This window comes from Ectobacillus sp. JY-23, assembly GCF_023022965.1.
In the GTDB taxonomy this organism is placed as follows: Bacteria; Bacillota; Bacilli; order Bacillales; family Bacillaceae_G; genus Ectobacillus.
This window is the reverse complement of record NZ_CP095462.1, coordinates 2,400,990-2,419,377: the sequence shown is the minus strand read 5'-3', so window position 1 is coordinate 2,419,377 and position 18,388 is coordinate 2,400,990. Positions and strand designations below refer to the sequence as shown.

Annotated in this window: 16 protein-coding genes; 14 read left to right on the top strand and 2 right to left on the bottom strand. The window is 37.4% G+C overall.

The genetic code is table 11. From position 1 onward, the window contains the following. Positions 1–29: 29 nt before the first annotated feature. From MUG87_RS12400 to MUG87_RS12360, 9 genes are all read left to right on the top strand, one after another. A complete protein-coding gene (locus MUG87_RS12400; protein ID WP_247082569.1) occupies positions 30–1,205 on the top strand; it encodes a S1C family serine protease in 1,176 nt (391 codons plus the stop codon). Positions 1,206–1,297: 92 nt separating this feature from the next. After that, a complete protein-coding gene (locus MUG87_RS12395) occupies positions 1,298–1,465 on the top strand; it encodes a CxxH/CxxC protein (protein WP_247082566.1) in 168 nt (55 codons plus the stop codon). Between the two features lie 68 nt (positions 1,466–1,533). Next, complete coding sequence (gene rlmH / locus MUG87_RS12390) at positions 1,534–2,013, top strand: 23S rRNA (pseudouridine(1915)-N(3))-methyltransferase RlmH (protein ID WP_247082564.1); 480 nt, start codon at positions 1,534–1,536, stop codon at positions 2,011–2,013. 212 nt (positions 2,014–2,225) lie between these two features. Beyond that, positions 2,226–2,579 carry an IS66 family insertion sequence element accessory protein TnpB gene (gene tnpB, locus MUG87_RS12385; protein WP_247082562.1) on the top strand — a complete coding sequence of 118 codons (354 nt, stop codon included), beginning with the start codon at positions 2,226–2,228 and terminating at the stop codon, positions 2,577–2,579. Positions 2,580–3,771: 1,192 nt separating this feature from the next. Then, entirely contained in the window at positions 3,772–3,840 is a 69-nt protein-coding gene (locus MUG87_RS12380; RefSeq protein WP_247087686.1) for a hypothetical protein, read from the top strand. A 273-nt stretch (positions 3,841–4,113) separates the two neighbouring features. After that, positions 4,114–5,076: a tRNA dihydrouridine synthase gene (locus MUG87_RS12375; protein WP_247082560.1), complete on the top strand. Its 963-nt coding sequence runs from the start codon at positions 4,114–4,116 to the stop codon at positions 5,074–5,076. A gap of 297 nt (positions 5,077–5,373) precedes the next feature. Then, positions 5,374–7,305, top strand: coding sequence for a PhoX family protein (locus MUG87_RS12370; RefSeq protein WP_247082558.1), 1,932 nt, complete (start codon positions 5,374–5,376; stop codon positions 7,303–7,305). A 244-nt stretch (positions 7,306–7,549) separates the two neighbouring features. Then, positions 7,550–8,539 (top strand): glycosyltransferase family 2 protein, encoded by a 990-nt coding sequence (locus tag MUG87_RS12365; RefSeq protein WP_247082556.1) that lies wholly within the window; start codon positions 7,550–7,552, stop codon positions 8,537–8,539. A gap of 98 nt (positions 8,540–8,637) precedes the next feature. Next, a complete protein-coding gene (locus MUG87_RS12360; RefSeq protein WP_247082555.1) occupies positions 8,638–9,990 on the top strand; it encodes a DUF6056 family protein in 1,353 nt (450 codons plus the stop codon). A gap of 90 nt (positions 9,991–10,080) precedes the next feature. Here the strand turns inward: MUG87_RS12360 and MUG87_RS19710 are convergent, their stop codons facing one another. Beyond that, entirely contained in the window at positions 10,081–10,455 is a 375-nt protein-coding gene (locus tag MUG87_RS19710) for a GtrA family protein (protein ID WP_368042572.1), read from the bottom strand. A gap of 461 nt (positions 10,456–10,916) precedes the next feature. On the opposite strand from MUG87_RS19710, the gene MUG87_RS12355 reads away from it, so the two are divergent. Then, positions 10,917–12,419, top strand: coding sequence for a malate:quinone oxidoreductase (locus MUG87_RS12355; RefSeq protein WP_247082554.1), 1,503 nt, complete (start codon positions 10,917–10,919; stop codon positions 12,417–12,419). A 64-nt stretch (positions 12,420–12,483) separates the two neighbouring features. Here MUG87_RS12355 and MUG87_RS12350 read toward each other — a convergent pair whose 3' ends face one another. Continuing rightward, positions 12,484–13,083, bottom strand: coding sequence for an SET domain-containing protein (locus tag MUG87_RS12350; RefSeq protein WP_247082553.1), 600 nt, complete (start codon positions 13,081–13,083; stop codon positions 12,484–12,486). A 208-nt stretch (positions 13,084–13,291) separates the two neighbouring features. Between MUG87_RS12350 and MUG87_RS12345 the strand changes: the two genes are divergently transcribed. The 4 genes from MUG87_RS12345 to MUG87_RS12330 all read left to right on the top strand — a co-directional run bounded on the left by MUG87_RS12345 (position 13,292) and on the right by MUG87_RS12330 (position 18,275). After that, positions 13,292–14,593 (top strand): L-cysteine desulfidase family protein, encoded by a 1,302-nt coding sequence (locus tag MUG87_RS12345; RefSeq protein WP_247082552.1) that lies wholly within the window; start codon positions 13,292–13,294, stop codon positions 14,591–14,593. Between the two features lie 237 nt (positions 14,594–14,830). Then, complete coding sequence (locus tag MUG87_RS12340) at positions 14,831–15,895, top strand: acyltransferase family protein (RefSeq protein WP_247082551.1); 1,065 nt, start codon at positions 14,831–14,833, stop codon at positions 15,893–15,895. Positions 15,896–15,971: 76 nt separating this feature from the next. Continuing rightward, a complete protein-coding gene (locus tag MUG87_RS12335) occupies positions 15,972–16,718 on the top strand; it encodes a LicD family protein (RefSeq protein WP_247082550.1) in 747 nt (248 codons plus the stop codon). Positions 16,719–16,820: 102 nt separating this feature from the next. Then, positions 16,821–18,275 carry an oligosaccharide flippase family protein gene (locus MUG87_RS12330; protein ID WP_247082548.1) on the top strand — a complete coding sequence of 485 codons (1,455 nt, stop codon included), beginning with the start codon at positions 16,821–16,823 and terminating at the stop codon, positions 18,273–18,275. Positions 18,276–18,388 lie beyond the last annotated feature (113 nt).

The following is an 18,388-nucleotide window of genomic DNA, read 5'->3' as shown; positions in this document are numbered from 1 at the left end:
GGTTTGCCAAAAGGATAGGTGATATCGTAATGGATTTTAATCGTAGAAATGATAAGGATGGACATAAAAAAATTATTTTCTCCGGTGTCGCAGGAGCATTGGTAGGCGCTACTTTATTTGCTTTTGCGATACCAACGTTTCATAAGTTTGGTCTTATTCAAGAGGGTGACGCAGAAGCAAGGCAAACGCGGCATTACGTGGCACAGGCAAAAGACGAATCTGCAAGTGATGTTCGTTTTGACTTTGTAAGTGCTGTTGATAAAGCATCTGATGCAGTAGTAGGCGTTATTAATATTCAACAAGACAGCTTTTCTGAATCTGATGCAGAAGCAGGCACAGGATCAGGTGTTATTTATAAAAAAGGAAACGGAAAAGCGCATATTGTTACAAATTATCACGTAATTGAGGGTGCTAATCGTATTGAGGTCAGCTTAAGCAACGGAAAAAAAGTGCCCGCTGAGCTACTAGGCGGAGATAAAGTCATGGACTTGGCTGTTCTTCAAATTGATGAAAAGTTCGCCGAGAAAGTGATAGAAATTGGAGACAGCAATACAGTAAAGCGCGGCGAGCCGGTAATTGCTATTGGGAACCCGCTTGGTCTTGAGTTTTCAGGAACTGTGACGCAAGGTATTATATCCGCTAATGAACGTATTGTACCTGTTGATTTAAACAATGATCAGCATTACGACTGGCAGGTAGAAGTATTACAAACGGATGCTGCCATCAACCCTGGCAATAGCGGCGGTGCTTTAGTCAATATAGATGGAAAACTGATTGGTATCAACACGATGAAAATTGCGGCTAAAGAAGTAGAAGGTATTGGTCTTGCAATTCCAATTGCTAGAGCACTTCCTATTGTTGCCGAGCTTGAGAAGAACGGTAAAATAAGCAGACCATATTTAGGTGTAGAATTACGCTCACTTAATGAAATTCCAAGCTACTACTTTGAAAAGACTCTGCGGCTTCCAAGAGATGTGGTAGAAGGGGTTTGTGTACTAGATGTTCGCAGTCCTTCTCCTGCAGCACAAGCAGGCTTACGAGAATACGATGTAATTACAGAGATAGATGGAAAGCCAGTTCGAAATATTATCGAATTCCGAACGCTTTTATACGGCAAAAAAGTAAATGATAAGATGAAATTGGTATTTTACCGAGGTACAAAGAAGGAAACGACGACGGTTACACTAAGTGGTGAAAATTATTAATTCACAGGAGAGGTGACTCTCCTGTTTTTTGGTTGGTTAACTATTGATAATGAATAGTCAACCGTAACATAGGATAATGAGGAGAGATGTAAATGAAAATTGCCTGTTGCTTAGAGCACGTAGAGCTGGCTCTTGATATTATTGTGGACGAATTTGAGGCTGCTCCTGTTATACACAATGTGGAAAACTCATCAACAACTTGTGAATATTGTCAAAATAAGGCGATGTATGTAGTATGTAATCCACAAAAAGAAGAATAAAGCGTTATGAATTGTGGATATGTTGATAACTTCTGTGGATAATTTGTTTGTAAAGGAAGGTCCAAGCTGTGAATATTTCCATTATAACGATTGGAAAATTGAAAGAAAAGTACCTGAAACAAGGAATAGAGGAGTATGTAAAACGACTTTCATCTTATGCAAAAATAGAAATTATTGAGCTTGCTGATGAAAAAGCACCGGAAAATTTAAGTGCTGCTGAGATGGAAATGGTAAAAGAAAAAGAAGGTATTCGTATTCTCGAAAAGATATCCGACGACACGCACGTTATCGCTTTAGCCATTCAAGGAAAAATGAAATCATCAGAGGAGCTGGCAAAGGAAATCGATCGTCTTGCCACGTATGGAAAAAGTAAGATTGCGTTTATTATTGGCGGCTCACTTGGTTTAAGTGATCAGGTAATGAAGCGAGCGAATGATAGTCTATCTTTCTCCAAGATGACATTTCCTCATCAGCTTATGCGGTTAATTTTGGTGGAGCAGGTATACCGGGCGTTTCGAATTAATCGGGGGGAACCATATCATAAGTAGAGGTAAAAACTCTTGAGGATAAAGAGGCAAATTCATTTCACCTTTGGGTATTGTAGATAATTGTTCCCAAGATGAATCGCCAAATAAGTCATGCAAGAGGACAGTGTACTTTGATTTGTGTAGGTTTTCAAAGTCGAATTCTAATTCAACTGATTCAATAGCTCGCTTACGTTCTGATAGAGATATGACTTTGATTTGCAGTGGAAGCTTCTGTGAAGTGCGATTACACAGCGGTAAAAAACATATACATTATTTGCGGCAAGACAGATATGGAAAAAGGCATTGATGACCTGGCAACACTGATTCAAGATTCTTTCAAATTTGATCTGTACGGTGATTCCATCTTCCTGTTTTCTGGATGGAGTAAAGATCGCTACAAATGTTTGTATTTTGACGGCGACGGCCTCGCGATGCTTTATAAACGCTTGGATAGTAGGAAGCTTCAATGGCCCAAGGATGAGAAGGAAGTTCGCAATTTGTCTCAACAGAAGCTGCACTGGCTTCTTGAAGGGTTATCCATCCAACAGCCAAAGGCCATCCCACAATCACCGAAAGTTGTATGTTAAAGCAATTTTATCGTTATTTCTTCTATACAGCATGTGGAAAATAGAATAGCCGTATATCTCATGAAAAATGAATGATATACGACTGTTTGTGATGCGTACTGTGAAGGTGCGCCGGAAGAACACCTCGCGGACCAGGAGAGAGGGTAAATCTGAGGCTAGGTGTCCCGCAAGAGAGTCTTGCGGACCAGGAGAGAGTATAAATCTGAGTTTAGGTGTCCCGCAAGAGAGTCTCGCGGACCAGGAGAGAGTATAAATCTGAGTTTAGGTGTCCCGCAAGAGAGTCTCGCGGACCAGGAGAGAGTATAAATCTGAGTTTAGGTGTCCCGCAAGAGAGTCTCGCGGACCAGGAGAGAGTATAAATCTGGAGTTAGGTGTCCCGCAAGAGAGTCTCGCGGACCAGGAGAGAGGGTAAATCTGAGTTTAGGTGTCCCGCAAGAGAGTCTCGCGGACCAGGAGAGAGGGTAAATCTGAGTTTAGGTGTCCCGCAAGAGAGTCTCGCGGACCACGAGCGAGGATAAATCAGAGTTTAGGTGTCCCGCGAGAGGGTCTCGCGGACCACGAGCGAGGATAAATCAGAGTTTAGGTGTCCCGCGAGAGGGTCTCGCGGACCACGAGCGAGGATAAATCAGAGTTTAGGTGTCCCGCAAGAGAGTCTCGCGGACCAGGAGAGAGTATAAATCTGAGTTTAGGTGTCCCGTAATATTGTTCATCCCTGCAATTCTAAGTTTATTGACGTATAAGATCTATCAAAATGAACACACCCATTGATACAAATAAAAGATCCCGCCAAATTATACATATCAACTAGAACGACTAAAACAGGCAAGACTGAAACATTCTTCAGTGGCACATATGAACAACACCAACAGACAACCTTTTATACTGTTGTACGAAGCATTTCAAAAAAAGAAACGATTCATTACGCGAGGAAGCTATATTTATCTCTGCGAAAGTGTAGCATATTTAACATGGGTAAAAACAATCTGTTACAAACAGCACAGATCATAAGCATCACAAACGGAATACAAGTATTCTTGAACGATGGGCGCATTAAAATAGACAATAATCCGGCTGAACATACCATTCGTCTGAATATCATTGTCGAAAAAACTGGCTGTTTTCCGTAAGTGAAGCTGGTGCCGAGGCCAACGCTATCTGTCTGAGCATTGTAGAAACTGCAAAAGCAAATGGAATGGATTTCTATCAGTACCTCGTGAAGTTACTGACGTATCTTCCCAATCTAGAGATCCAGCAATATTAAATCAATACATACCCTGGGCTAAAAATATCCAAACAATATGTGGAAAATAAAATAACCGTATATCTCATGCAAAAATGAATGATATACGGCTATTTGTGTTGCGTACCGTGAAGGTGCACTTATTTTTATAATTCGGGTGTACTGTGTTTCTGCATTTATATTTGAAAATAAGTTGTTAACCATGATATAAGATAAAAGAAGTAAAAAATTTGGCTTTATGTTTTTGACCAAGTGTTTGCAGTTGTATTCAAAACGAGAGGATTTGAGTTTGAAATGATAGATAATTTTTGGCGTGACTTACCAAGACCATTCTTTGTACTTGCACCAATGGAAGATGTGACAGATGTTGTTTTTCGTCATGTCGTAAGTAAAGCTGGCCGACCGGATGTTTTCTTCACAGAGTTTACAAACTCGGATAGCTATTGTCATCCAGATGGCAAGGATAGCGTGCGTGGCCGTTTGCTTTTTACAGAGGATGAACAGCCAATGGTGGCACATATTTGGGGAGACAATCCCGAATATTTCCGTCAAATGAGTATTGGTATGGCAGAGTTAGGCTTCAAAGGTATTGATATTAATATGGGCTGCCCCGTACCGAATGTGGCATCGAGAGGCAAAGGGAGCGGCCTTATATTGCGTCCAGACGTTGCGGCAGAGCTGATTCAAGCTGCAAAAGCGGGCGGATTGCCTGTTAGTGTAAAAACCAGAATTGGCTTTGAGGATGTTAGTGAGTGGGAGTCGTGGTTAACGCATATTTTAAATCAGGATATTGCGAACCTGTCTATTCATTTACGTACCAGAAAGGAAATGAGTGAAGTAGCTGCACATTGGGAGCTCATTCCAGAAATTAAAGCATTGCGCGATCGTATTGCCCCGCATACACTATTAACCATTAACGGAGACATTCCTGACCGTCAAACAGGGCTGCAGCTGGCTGAACAATATGGTATTGACGGTGTGATGATTGGGCGAGGTATTTTTAAAAATCCGTTTGCATTTGAAAAAGAGCCGAAAGAGCATAGCAGTAAAGAATATCTTGATTTGTTAAGACTGCAGCTAGATTTGCAGGATCATTATGCGGAAATAGTGCCGCGTTCGATAACAAAGCTTCATCGCTTTTTCAAAATCTACGTTAAAGGGTTTCCTGGTGCTGCTGAGTTAAGAATAAAGTTAATGAGCACGAGATCGACAGATGAAGTGCGTGCATTGCTTGATAGCTTTGAAAAAGAATGTTGATGGGGCAAGAACAGTGAGATGATGTCAGTCTCAAATAGTGAGAGAAAAAATGTGTACCGATTTGATTGGGATAAAAGGTATATGGTTAAGAAAGTTAAGGAGAGAAGAGAGGACAACAAATCCTCTCTTTTTTTATGCAAGAAGCAATGATATGCATTAATAAAGCTGAAAGCACTTCTAACATCTGTTTCCAAACTGTAACAAAATATACCTAATCATTAAGCAAGATTAACATGTACTTAAAATTTATCGTGTTTAATAGAGTTGTGAGAGACAAATTACTAGGAGGCAGTTAGGATGATTAATAAGAAACTAGTAAAAAAGGGAGCAGCTTTAGCGCTTGCCCTAGCTATTACAGCTCCAGCACTAGCACCTGCAGAAGTAGCTGCTCAGAATAAATTTAAAGTAGAATCAGTTAAGTTTAATGGAATGAAGGCACCTACTACTGTTGACGAAATGGTAAAAACATATACAAACGCATCAGTTACAGTAAAGTATCAAAATGGGAAAGAGAAAACATTCCCGTTAATATACAAAACTTTGTTTAAATCAGAAGATAAAGTAGCAACAGTAAAGGGAGAACGAGTTCCTGCGGGTACACCAATTGATGTGAATGGAAATCCTATTGTTGATCCAAGTAGCCCAGAAAAAAAATACTTTGTTTCAGATGCACCAGACTCAAATACAATATTGAACCCAATTAACGGTAAGTTATATATGATTACGCATTACGAGTATCAAACGGTTGATGCTGCCGGGAAATCAGCTTATGGATTAGTTCCTGCTTCTATGTCTTTAACGGAATTGAATCAAAACTCAAAAACAGGAGAGCTTAAAGCAAAATCCGTTAAAAAAATTGATTTTTCTGCAGTAAACGGCCTTTGGATTCCTTGTAATGGCTCTATGTCTCCATGGAATACGCACTTAGGCTCTGAAGAGTATGAGCCAGACGCACGTCAATTTTTAGATACACAATCTAAAACAAGAAGCCAAGTAGAAACGTTTGCTCAGTTTTACTTTGGAGATAAGTCAAAAGCAAATCCATACTACTATGGCTTTACGCCAGAAATTACAGTAGATAAAAAAGGTAAAGCTTCGGTCGTGAAGCATTACAGCACTGGACGTATCTCGCATGAATTAGCTAAGGTAATGCCGGATAATAGAACTGTTTATTTTGGTGATGATGGTGGGAATACAGGATTATTTATGTATGTAGCCGATAAAGAAAAAGATTTATCAGCAGGTACACTATATGCAGCTAAATTTAAGCAAACAGGTTCTGAAAATGGTGGTTCTGGTGATTTAGAATGGATTAATCTAGGGCATGCGACGGATAAGGAGGTAGAAGATATCATTAAGAGCGGCATCACGTTTAATGATATTTTTGAAACGTCAGAGGTCCCTGCTGAAGGTTTTACAGCCATTAAGCAATATTCATACGGTAAGATAGAGTATTTAAAAGTAAAGCCTGGTAAAGAAAAAGCAGCAGCTTTCCTAGAAACACGTCGTTATGCAGCTATGCTTGGCGCAACAACAGAGTTTAACAAAATGGAAGGTGTAACGTTAAACGAAAAAGATAGAAAGCTATACCTAGCAATTTCTGACCAAAGCAAAAGTATGGAAAAGGATCCGACAGGAAAAGATCCGGCCGACCATATTCAACTACCAAAAATTAAATCAGGTGTAACGTATGAATTAGGGTTGAAAAAAGGTCAAACAGATAGCAAAGGAAAAGCGATTCATAGCTCCTATGTAGCTCCTTCTATGCATGGCTTAATTGTAGGTGAAGATCTTCCTAAAGCTGATGCTTATGGTAATACAGCAAATGTAGATAAAGTAGCTAACCCAGATAATCTAAGCTATTCTGAAGCAATGAGAACACTCTTTATCGGTGAGGATAGCGGAAACCATACCAATAACTATGTTTGGGCTTATAATGTTGATACAAAAGAGTTAGCGCGTATTTTATCTGTTCCAGCTGGTGCAGAAGCAACCGGATTGAATGCTATAGATAACAGAAATAACTACGCTTATATCTTTAGCAATTTCCAACACCCTGGTGATGAGATTGCTGATAGATCAATTACAGCGGTTAATAAAGATGAGTTATTGAAGGCCGTGGATGAACAGATTGGAATTAATAAAACAGGTGGTATTGGATATATCTCTGGTTTACCTTCTTTTACAAAGATGTCTGATGCTGTATCTAAAAAATCTGTAAGTAAATAAGCTAAAATCAATAAAAAAAGGCAACTACACAGCTATTTAATAGCTGTGTAGTTGCCTTTTTTGATGTAGGTTAATACTACTTTTATTAGAATACTTGTAGTTGAAACTACAAGCTAAGAAAAGAATGTGTTCTTTCATAAAGAGGCATTGCAGTCTATATATGTACGCTTGTACATTCATTTCTCCTATGCAATAATATATCGTGGAATAATACTGATTTTTCGTAAAATAAAGAGGTGAAAGGATGTCCAAAAATTCGCCGCTATTGACCATTGTGGTACCCTGCTACAATGAAGAGGCTGTATTGGGAGAAACAACAAAGGAATTAACAAGAGTAATGAATCGTTTAGTTACGGATGAAAAGATTAGTGACGCAAGTATTATCTTATATGTTGATGATGGAAGCGCAGATCGGACATGGGACATTATTGAAGAGCAAATTGCCTCTCATAAGTATGTAGAAGGCTTAAAGCTAAGCCGAAATTTTGGGCATCAAGGGGCGTTAATTGCGGGCTTAGAGACGGCGAGACAATTCTCTGATTGCGTTGTTTCAATTGATGCAGACCTCCAAGATGATGTAGATGTGATTTATGAATTTATAGAGAAGTATCAGCAAGGCTATGAGATTGTTTATGGTGTTCGTGATAAGCGTGATACCGATACGGCTTTTAAGCGAAATACAGCTTTGGGCTTTTATCGGTTAATGGGGAAACTGGGTATTAAGCTGGTGCCTAATCATGCTGATTATCGATTGATGAGTAAGCGAGCTCTAGATGAGTTTGTAAAGTATCAGGAGGAGAATGTATTCATTCGCGGCATTGTACCGCTATTAGGCTTTAAGGCAACTAATGTATATTACAATCGAAAAGAGCGTTTTGCAGGAGAATCAAAATATCCGTTAAAAAAGATGCTGGCATTTGCTTGGGAAGGTATTACATCATTTAGTATTGTCCCAATCCGCTTTGTATCAGCGCTTGGATTCTTTATGGTGTTAATTGGAATCGGGATTGCGATTTATACCTTGTTTGCTAAGCTTTTTTCAGAAACAGTTAGCGGGTGGACTTCGCTTATGTTATCTATTTGGATGGTTGGTGGTATACAGCTTCTTGCTTTAGGCATCATTGGTGAATACATTGGGAAGATTTTTAGAGAGACGAAGAAGCGTCCAAGGTATACGATCGAAAAAAACAGCTATGTAGAAAATCAAGAAAGACATTTGATGAATAGTAAATAAATGTACATAGTATCTGATGAGTGATTATGGTACTTTCATAGGCTAGACAAGTAAGTTATGTTCCTACCAAGTATCTGATATTAAGAAGAGGTTAAAGTATGAATTTAAAGATGTACCGATGGATCCCTATTGTATTACTTTACATCATTCTGGTTGTATATCATCAAGTCGTCTATCTTGTGCCTGGTGATGATTTGAATTTTCTAAAACTGACTCAACAGTATTCTCTACCTGGGTATGTATATATGAGATATTATGATTGGTCAGGGCGTGCGTTCTCAGAGGCGCTAGAATATATCACACTAAACATTCCTTTAATAATATGGTATATCTTAAACCCACTTTTTTTAATGGGGCTTGCATATGGTCTCGTAAGAATTTGGAAAGAGAAGGTTGATATTCTTGCATTTTTTGCCGCTTTCGCAATGATTGGTTATTTTGCACAAAGTACGTTAAGCGCAGCTTTCTTTTGGGTTACAGGCACGCAGTTTTATTTGTGGCCCCTTACGCTAGGTTTGTTTGCCATTACTCCGTATGCAGATAAAGTGCTACGCGGTCGTGAGGATTGGGATAATCGATACTTTGTACTGTGTGTAATATTAGGAGTTTGTGCTTCTATGGGTACAGAGCAAATTTCCTTATGCATGACAGCATTTGCGGTGCTGTCTCATGTAGCGATACTCATACAACGTAAGAAGCAAAGCAAGCGTTTATTGTTGTTTACTGCCCTTATGGCAATGGGAACGAGTATTTTGGTATTTTCTCCTGGAAACAAGGTGCGAACAATTGAAGAGGCGGCCTACTGGTATCCTGGTTTTAATGAGCTCAGCATCCGCGATCATTTCTATATTGGCTTTAGCTGGGCATTTGAGCGTGTATTTATTGATATGAAGTTTATCGTCTTGCTACTGACAATCGTAGTACTAGTGGCTTATATGAGAAAGGAAACGAAAAAAGGAATTTGGACAGCATATACGCTTATCTTGTTGGTGAGTATTAGTGTATATGCCCAAATGAGCAAAGTGGGCACGCGGGAATTATATATGTTCAATGAAATTAAAAAGTTTGATATTAGTGCTAATATATTGGCTCTTAATGACCAAGCATTTTTAATTGCATTGCTTCCTTATATATTCTGGATTGCATATGGGTTGTTGCTTTTATATGTAATGATGCAGGTGACGAGAAGTCGATTTTTTGTGCTTGTATGTGTACTTGCTGCAGCGTGTTGTCTAATCGTTATGTTTTTCTCCCCTACTATTTACGGTTCGGGAAACCGTTCCTTAGCAGTCAGCTCTGTATTGCTTTCGCTTGTAACAATAGGAATATTAATTGAAAATCAACTGATAAGAACTTCAATGGCTGTATATTTCATTGGTTTATTTGCTTTATTAAACTTTGCTCATATGTATTCCAAATGGTTTAGAGACGGTTTTAATTCATTTCTTTAAATAAGACGAAAAAAGGGTGTTCCGTTACTTTTGGAACATCCTTTTTCTATACATATAAGTTTTTTATGTTTCATGTGAAACATATTTTCGTTACGATTTAAAGGTCCAGAGTTTATTTAAGATGAAATTATAAAAAACATTAAAAAAAGTGACTATTACTTGTGCCGGAAATTCAGATATAATAAATACATCTACCAAGCAAAAAAGTAATAGCAAATTAATTAGCAAAGACGAAATATAAACACTAATAAATTTTAATGCTTGCCCGGCTGTTCGCTTTTGTTTGAAAACGAAGGATGAGCTTAAAAGATAGCCATTTAAAAGACCTGCACAATAAGCAAGGGTGCTGGCAAGCAGGTATGGTACATCAGCGTTTAATAAAAAGTAGTATACAATAAGTGAAATAGATGTATTTGTCACGCCGACAATACAAAACTTAATAAATTGTGCATGTTTTTGAAACAAAATCTTTATAGTATTCAATGTATAATCCTTTCAGTCCTTACATTCTGCAGTATGTATAAGTCTCATAAACCTATATAAAGTTGAAGAACAAGCTTCCATTCCAACTATATCATTCGAGGGTATCTATGCCAATAGGTTCTCCGCATCCATTCATGCTTGAGGTATGTTTACCTATTCAAACACTTTAAGGATTATTTTAGTAAGATACTGCTTTTTTGCTCTCTAATGGCTTTTACAGTAAAAGGTTCTTGCAATAAAATGTAATAATATAATGAACGATTCAGGTATGCATATGATAACATTAGATATTTTAATATTTTAAATATTTCTGATATAATATAATGAGGCTATGGATGATTCGGAGAAGATATGCATGTAGGTTATATTCTTACTTTGCTTTAAGGCCGAAACATAAGTGTCTATATCTTTTCTGCAAATCTTAGGGGATAAGGATGGGGAAAATGAGTAACAGACAAACAAGCACAGACGTTATTTTAATAGGTGCCGGAGTCATGAGTGCAACTTTGGGCGCATTACTAAAAGAGTTAGCACCAGAATGGGAAATTAAAGTATTTGAGAAACTTGCAAATGCAGGAGAAGAAAGTTCTAATGAATGGAATAATGCAGGAACGGGTCATGCTGCACTGTGTGAGCTTAACTATACATCCGAAAAATCCGATGGATCAGTAGATGTTAGCAAAGCGATAAAGATTAATGAACAGTTTCAGCTTTCAAAGCAGTTCTGGTCTTATCTTGTGAATAAAAACGTGATTCAAAATCCACAGGATTTTATTATGCCCATACCTCATATGAGTTTAGTGCAAGGAGAAAAAGATGTAGCCTTTTTGAAAAAGCGTTTTGAAGCGCTTTCAAAAAATCCGTTGTTTCAAGGAATGGAATTTTCTACGGACCCCGAGAAGTTGAAAAAGTGGATGCCACTTATTATGGAAGGACGTACATCTCAGGAACCGATGGCAGCTACTAAAATCGACTCAGGGACAGACGTAAACTTTGGTGCTTTAACACGCATTTTGTTCAAGCATTTAAAGAGTAAACATGTTCAAATTCACTATAAGCATAGTGTTGAGAATATTAAACGTGCAAATGATGGCTTATGGGAATTGAAAGTGCGCAATATAGATAGCGGTGTGGTTGAACACCATGCTGCAAAATTTGTGTTTATTGGGGGCGGGGGCGGAAGCTTGCCGTTGCTACAAAAAACAGGTATTCCTGAATCCAAACAAATTGGTGGATTCCCAGTAAGTGGTCTATTCATGGTATGTAAAAACCCTGAGGTTATAGAAATGCATCATGCAAAAGTATATGGTAAAGCGAAGGTTGGCGCTCCACCAATGTCAGTGCCACATCTTGATACGCGATATATCGATGGTGAAAAAACATTATTATTTGGACCGTTCGCTGGTTTTTCACCAAAGTTTTTAAAAACAGGTTCATATTTTGATTTAATTGGTTCCGTAAAGCCAAACAATGTCCTTACAATGTTAGCAGCAGGTATAAAGGAGATGGCTTTAACGAAATACTTGATTCAACAGGTTATGTTATCGAATGAAAAGCGTATGGAAGAATTACGCGAATTTATTCCAAATGCTAAAAGTGAGGATTGGGATATTATTGTAGCTGGTCAACGCGTACAGGTTATTAAGGATACAGAAACAGGCGGAAAAGGAACACTTCAATTTGGTACAGAAGTAGTTAGTGCGGCAGATGGTTCTATCGCGGCATTATTAGGTGCTTCTCCAGGAGCTTCTACTGCAGTTCATGTTATGCTTGAAGTATTAGAAAAATGTTTCCCAGAACAAATGCATGCATGGGAAGCTAAAATAAAAGAAATGGTTCCTTCTTACGGTATATCATTAACAGGAAAACCGGAATTGTTTCAACAGATTGACACTTCCACATCCGAAACTTTGGGACTGTGCAAAAAAAAACTGGTTTATAGTTAATTTGAGAAGTAGATAGGAGAAAAAGAGGGGGATTTTAAAAACGCCCCCTCTTTTTCTTGCTAGTTTAAATTTCATCTTCATCATTAATAAATATAGTTAGAATGGAATCTAATGCTTCAGTTCCGTTAGCTACTGCGTTTACTTTATTGACATATTTCTCGCCAATTAGATGCTTTAAAGGTTGTTTTACCTTGTTGAAGTATTTAAATGCTTCTCTCGCCATTTCATCCCATACTGTATAATAGGTTAAATAATCGTTGGCAGTCACTCTTATTCTTGATGTACCTTCTTCCGGTATGCATTCAAATGTCTCGTCTTCTCCCATCGCTCCATAATCAGCTGTCAATTGTTCGCCAGGTTGGATATCCCTCGCAGCTAATTCAAAGTCATATGCAGTATCTACGCAATTTGGATTGAAGCTATGATTCATGTATCTCGCATGATCCCAACATAATACATACTCCCCCTCACGATCTTCGTAAGCATATTTATATATGAACTCTTTTCTAATAGCGTCAAGACTTTCAATATACTCTTCACTAAGAATCATATCTAAGTCATCTTTAATCCAAACGATAGTCCCTTGTGGAATGAATTTGGTTGCAAATATACCAATCCCTACTTCTTTACTTACATATCGAATTTCTGTATCTGGATGCATCATTTTCTTTTCCTCCTTTGTATTAACCAGCTTCAATATATTTATGCGTGTGTTTTATAATTGGAGTAGATTTTTGTCCCATCCTCAAACTACGATAATATAAACTTAAAAAATGATTGAGCACCTAAGTATTTCTAAAATTAACCCTAATTTTTTTTAGTCAACACGTGTTACACTGAAGGAAATAAAAAATAAGATAGGTGCAGCAGATATGAGGGAGCAAAAAATACGAGCTATTTTGAAGAAAGAATTAGTAGTTGCATTGGGGTGTACGGAGCCAGTAGCAATCGCGTTAGCCGCTGCAACAGCAAGAAGCTATGTGATGGGGGAGGCAATTGAATCTCTTCATTTAGAAGCTAGCGGAAATATTATTAAGAATGCGAAAGCAGTAGGTATACCTGGTATGAAGGCAAAAGGCCTCACGTTTGTTGCTGCGCTTGGAGCAGTAGCAGGCAATCCCGACAAGCAGCTGGAAATTTTAAATGGTCTTACACAAGAGGATGAAATGAAAGCGTTAGAGCTAGTAGAGGAAGGAAAAGTAACAGCGGCGCAGGCGTATACATCAAAGCGGCTTTATATTGATGTGTATATCAAAACAAAATCACATACTTCGAGAGTTGTAATTTCTGATGATCATACAAATATATCTTTAATTGAAGTAGATGGCGAAGTAAGGTATCAAGGTAGTTGTGAGGATGGAGCTTCTACATCAGAACAAACAGTGTTACATGGACTTACAATAGATGAAATCTTCGACTGGGTATTGCAGGCACATCCAGAGGATTTGGTGCTCGTTCAAAAAAGCATCACATTAAATCGAGCAATTGGTATGGAAGGCCTTTCTGGTACGTACGGATTAAATGTGGGACGGACGATACAGGAAAATGTAAAAAAAGGCTTTCTATCAAATGATTTAGCATCGGCAGCAATGGCATTAGCCGCCGCAGGATCGGATGCGAGAATGGCGGGATCTATTCTACCTGTTATGGCAAACAGCGGAAGTGGAAATCAAGGGATTGCTGTTACTCTTCCAGTTGTAGCGGTTGCAGAGCGACTACAGGTTTCTGAGGAAAAGCTGGTACGCGCTGTGGCTCTCAGTCATTTAATTACCATTCATATTAAATCTAAGTTTGGTCGTCTTTCCGCTCTATGTGGTGTAACTGCTGCAGGAATGGGAGCGAGCGGAGGCATCGTGTATTTGCTAGGGGGAGGACTTGAAGAGGTAAAGTCATCCATTCAGAATACAATTGGTAATGTTTCCGGTATGATTTGTGATGGTGCTAAGGCAGGTTGTGCAATGAAGGTGTCTACTTGTGCTAATGCTGCTGTTCAATCCGCTCTTATGGCAATCAACCAGCAGAGGATTCAGTCGACAGATGGTTTTATTCATGATGATGTCGAGAAAAGTATTGAAAGCTTCTGCAAGCTTGGAAACGAGGGAACGAGACAAACAGATGAGCTTATCTTACAGCTCATGATGGAAAAGGAATCTGCCTTAAAGGGGAGCGTTTAAAAATAGGTACTGTCTGTGATGACAGTACCTGTTGATTTTATTCTTGTTTGAGAAAACGCCAAGCATAGTCAACCTCTAGATTTATAACGCCCGTAAAGACAAATAAAAATTGGCCTCCATAAGGATTTCCTATGTAAAGGGGTTTACTATATTTTGCGTGTTGACAATACATATGACACTTGTATACACTACGTGAGAATTCACTATAAAATAGGCAGTAAGATGGAGAACATAAATATGAGCATTTCAAATAGAATTGAGTGGATTGATGTATGTAAAGGAATAGGGATTTTTTTCGTGGTGCTCGGCCACACCATGATTGATGGTATGGCGAGAAGTTATATCTATTCGTTTCATATGCCGCTTTTCTTTTTCATTTCAGGTTATTTGTTTTCGACAAAAAAATATGTTACTTTTAAAGCATTTTTAACAGCTAAAGCGAAGACGTTACTCATTCCGTATATAAGCTTTTCTATTATTGCGCTCATCGCACTGAAGGTGCTGGTTCATCAAAGTATAGATGTAACAAGCTTTATAAAAGCATTTGTTATGTCAAAACGAAATGAAATTTATTATAACGATCCGTTATGGTTTCTAACGGCTTTATTTACAATTGAGGTTATGTATTATCTATTTGATAAGTATGTAAAAAGAAAATATGTCGTAATGATAGTTGCTATTTTAGTAAGCTATTATTCTTTTCTTATCTTTAACCCATTAGCGGGTACTCATGTTTTGCCGTGGAGCTTAGATCAATCTTTATATTATCTTATTTACTTTGGTATTGGATATTTTATAAAAACAACAATTCCAATGAGAAATGAGTTGAAAAGATCTTATGTGTTAATAAGTGGTGCTGTGATACATGTGTATATTGTCTGCAACTCTACAGACGTTTTTAATATGTGGAAAGATATTACTGTATACGGTGTATTTCCAGATAGTGCTAATGTTTACCTTTACGATATAGTAACGACGCTATGTGCGATTAGCTTTTGGATATATGCCTCGAGCTATTTATCTTTTATGAAACCTATAACATACATGGGTAAAAACTCTTTAATCATATTAGCATTGCATATATGTGTAGGATTCAATCTTGTTCATCAGCTCTTTTTACAGAGGATTTTCCCGAAAATTGGATTATCGATTGAAAATCCTAATATGTTAGGTCTTTTCTTTACTATTGCTTCGCTCTGTATACTAGTTCCTTGTATACATGTGATCAATCGATATATACCCTTTATACTTGGGAGGATTAGTGTAAAAAAACAATCTCAATCTCAAAGGAGAGCTGCTTAATCTATAAATTTTTATGCAGTATACAAATATTACAGATATAATATAGTTATAGATGAATATAAAGGGGACGAACTGGATGGAGGCAATTGTTAATCAATTAAAAAAGCACTTGCGCAATATGAAGGTGTACGAGCTGTTAAAAGCAAATCCGCTATTAGCAAAAGTGAATGCAGGCTATCGCGCAAAGCAAACGCAAGAAAAAAGCAAGAAGCTGCAGGAGCATGGATTACAAGCTCTAGCTCTTATGAAAGAAGCTTTGCTTGCAACCAAGCATGAGTTTTGGTTAGATTATGGGACATTACTGGGCGCAATTCGTGAAAAAGATTTTATCGGTCATGACTTTGATATTGATTTTGGTGTGCTATATATAGACAACGAAAAAGTAAGGCAATTGGAAGAACAATTGCTTACTAAAGGTTTTTCTAAGTCACGAACATTTGACTTAGATGGTCGTATTGTAGAAGAAACATATCTTTATGAAGGCGTTCATATCGATTTGTTTTATTATGAAAGTAGTGCACCGGGGAAAGTAAGTTGTTATTCCTTAGAAGCGGGTGAACATACAAAGTATACGTATCCAGAAGGGCGAGAAGAGATTACAAATCTAGTTGTGAAAAAGATTACCTCATCCTTCAATGGGACTACTACAATTGATTTTAAAGGCCATACATTCCCTGTTCCTTCTAATTACCATGAGTATTTAACAGACAATTACGGTGAAACATACATGATTAAGAATGCTAACTGGGATTGGACAACATCTGTTTCTAATTTTGAAGTTTTGAATCATCAAGGTGTAACTAAGGCAGTTATATACAAATAAGCAAAATTATATATGTTATAATGAAGCATAGAAAAAATAACCTTAATCTATAGATTAAGGTTATTTTAATGCTAGGTAAACTATGGATAAGGAATGAAATGAATGAATCCGTCATTATTTAAAAATACCATCTATAAAATCATACTGAATGCTTTTAACTTAGTATTGCCAATCTTTGTAGGGGCATATGTAGCTCGTACCTTAGGGGCTACCTCAATGGGAAAGGTACAGTTTTCCGAAACCATTTTTATGTACTTCTTTATTTTTGCAACGTTTGGTGTATATCAGTATGGTATGCGGGAAATGAGCCGTGTTAAAGGAAATCCGCAGAAAGTTAGTCAGCTATTTACAAGTTTATTCACGATTAGTACAATTACAAGCTTGCTTTCATTAGGGTTATATATTTTAGTGGTATATACAGGATATGGAGAGCGTGATATATTTCCTATTCTTTTACTATTCTCATTTAACTTTCTTTCTAATATATTCTATGTAGAATGGGCGAATGAGGCGTTAGAACGATATGGATTTATTACATTAAAAACAGTCATCTTACGTTTAATTTATGCTGTACTAATTATTGTCTTTATTCAAGGGGCGGAGGATTACACTCAGTACACCATTTTATTAGTGTTGTTTATGTTTTTAAATAATATTGTAAGCTTTGTGTATGTAAAACGTCATATTCCATTTTCATTTTCAAATCTTATCTTAAAAAAACATATTAAGCCTTTATTTTTAATGGTTATTTTTTCTAACGCCAGCATTTTATACACGCAGCTAGATCGATTCATGCTTGGTGAATTTTCAAGCGCAAGCAACGTTTCATACTATGTAGTTTCACAGCAAATTATGGGTATTATTAATATGCTAATGTTAAGTGTTGTGCAGGTCACAATTCCAAGGCTTTCCTATCTATCTGAAAATGAAGGCGAAGAAGCATACATCAGCGTATTAAATCAAGTTTCTAAGGTATATTTTTCAACCTTGTTTCCGGCCGCATTCGGTCTGTTCCTCATCTCGGATGTGGGGGTCGTTCTATATGGCGGTGTTGAGTTTACGCCTGCGGGAGCTGTATTAGCTGCCTTTGCGTTATACATGATTACATTAGGGATGGAATCTATCTTATCTAATCAAATTATGTATATTAAAGAAAAAGAACATATATTAGTTAGAATTGTATTTATTGGTGGTATAGTTAACCTACTATTAAATGTTTCCTTAGTTGTATCGGGTTACTTAACGCCATTATATGCTGTATTAACAACCGTGCTTGCTAATGCTGTTCTAGTAGGTGTGGAATATTGGTATATAAGAACAAAGCTAAAAGTTGCATATCGAATGTTTGAGTGGGCCAAACTAAAATACTTTGTCTACTCCTTGTCGTTTTTGCCTGTCTCCTATCCAATTAAAGTGTTCGTAGATAATATCTTTGTAGAGATAGGTTTGTTAGTTATTGTAAATGCTAGTTTATATATAATGATTCTCTTTGTGGTAAAGGATGAAGTTTTATACTTATTCATTAATAAAATTCGAGCTAGATTAAAACGCTTTTAAGTATGAGAAGCACGCAGTATATAAGCTGCGTGCTTTTTATATAGCAACAGCTTTTTGTAAATATTACTTTACGTAAAATTAATAAAAGTTAAATAAAATATTTACATATTAAA

Bases quoted from the DNA above. Each gene is read 5' to 3' on its own strand.
- MUG87_RS12350 (WP_247082553.1), bottom strand. From the start codon at position 13,083: ATGATGCATCCAGATACAGAAATTCGATATGTAAGTAAAGAAGTAGGG.
- MUG87_RS12365 (WP_247082556.1), top strand. From the start codon at position 7,550: ATGTCCAAAAATTCGCCGCTATTGACCATTGTGGTACCCTGCTACAAT.
- MUG87_RS12335 (WP_247082550.1), top strand. From the start codon at position 15,972: ATGGAGGCAATTGTTAATCAATTAAAAAAGCACTTGCGCAATATGAAG.
- MUG87_RS12355 (WP_247082554.1), top strand. From the start codon at position 10,917: ATGAGTAACAGACAAACAAGCACAGACGTTATTTTAATAGGTGCCGGA.
- MUG87_RS12360 (WP_247082555.1), top strand. From the start codon at position 8,638: ATGAATTTAAAGATGTACCGATGGATCCCTATTGTATTACTTTACATC.
- MUG87_RS12340 (WP_247082551.1), top strand. From the start codon at position 14,831: ATGAGCATTTCAAATAGAATTGAGTGGATTGATGTATGTAAAGGAATA.
- MUG87_RS12345 (WP_247082552.1), top strand. From the start codon at position 13,292: ATGAGGGAGCAAAAAATACGAGCTATTTTGAAGAAAGAATTAGTAGTT.
- MUG87_RS12400 (WP_247082569.1), top strand. From the start codon at position 30: ATGGATTTTAATCGTAGAAATGATAAGGATGGACATAAAAAAATTATT.
- MUG87_RS12395 (WP_247082566.1), top strand. From the start codon at position 1,298: ATGAAAATTGCCTGTTGCTTAGAGCACGTAGAGCTGGCTCTTGATATT.
- MUG87_RS12330 (WP_247082548.1), top strand. From the start codon at position 16,821: ATGAATCCGTCATTATTTAAAAATACCATCTATAAAATCATACTGAAT.
- MUG87_RS12370 (WP_247082558.1), top strand. From the start codon at position 5,374: ATGATTAATAAGAAACTAGTAAAAAAGGGAGCAGCTTTAGCGCTTGCC.
- MUG87_RS12375 (WP_247082560.1), top strand. From the start codon at position 4,114: ATGATAGATAATTTTTGGCGTGACTTACCAAGACCATTCTTTGTACTT.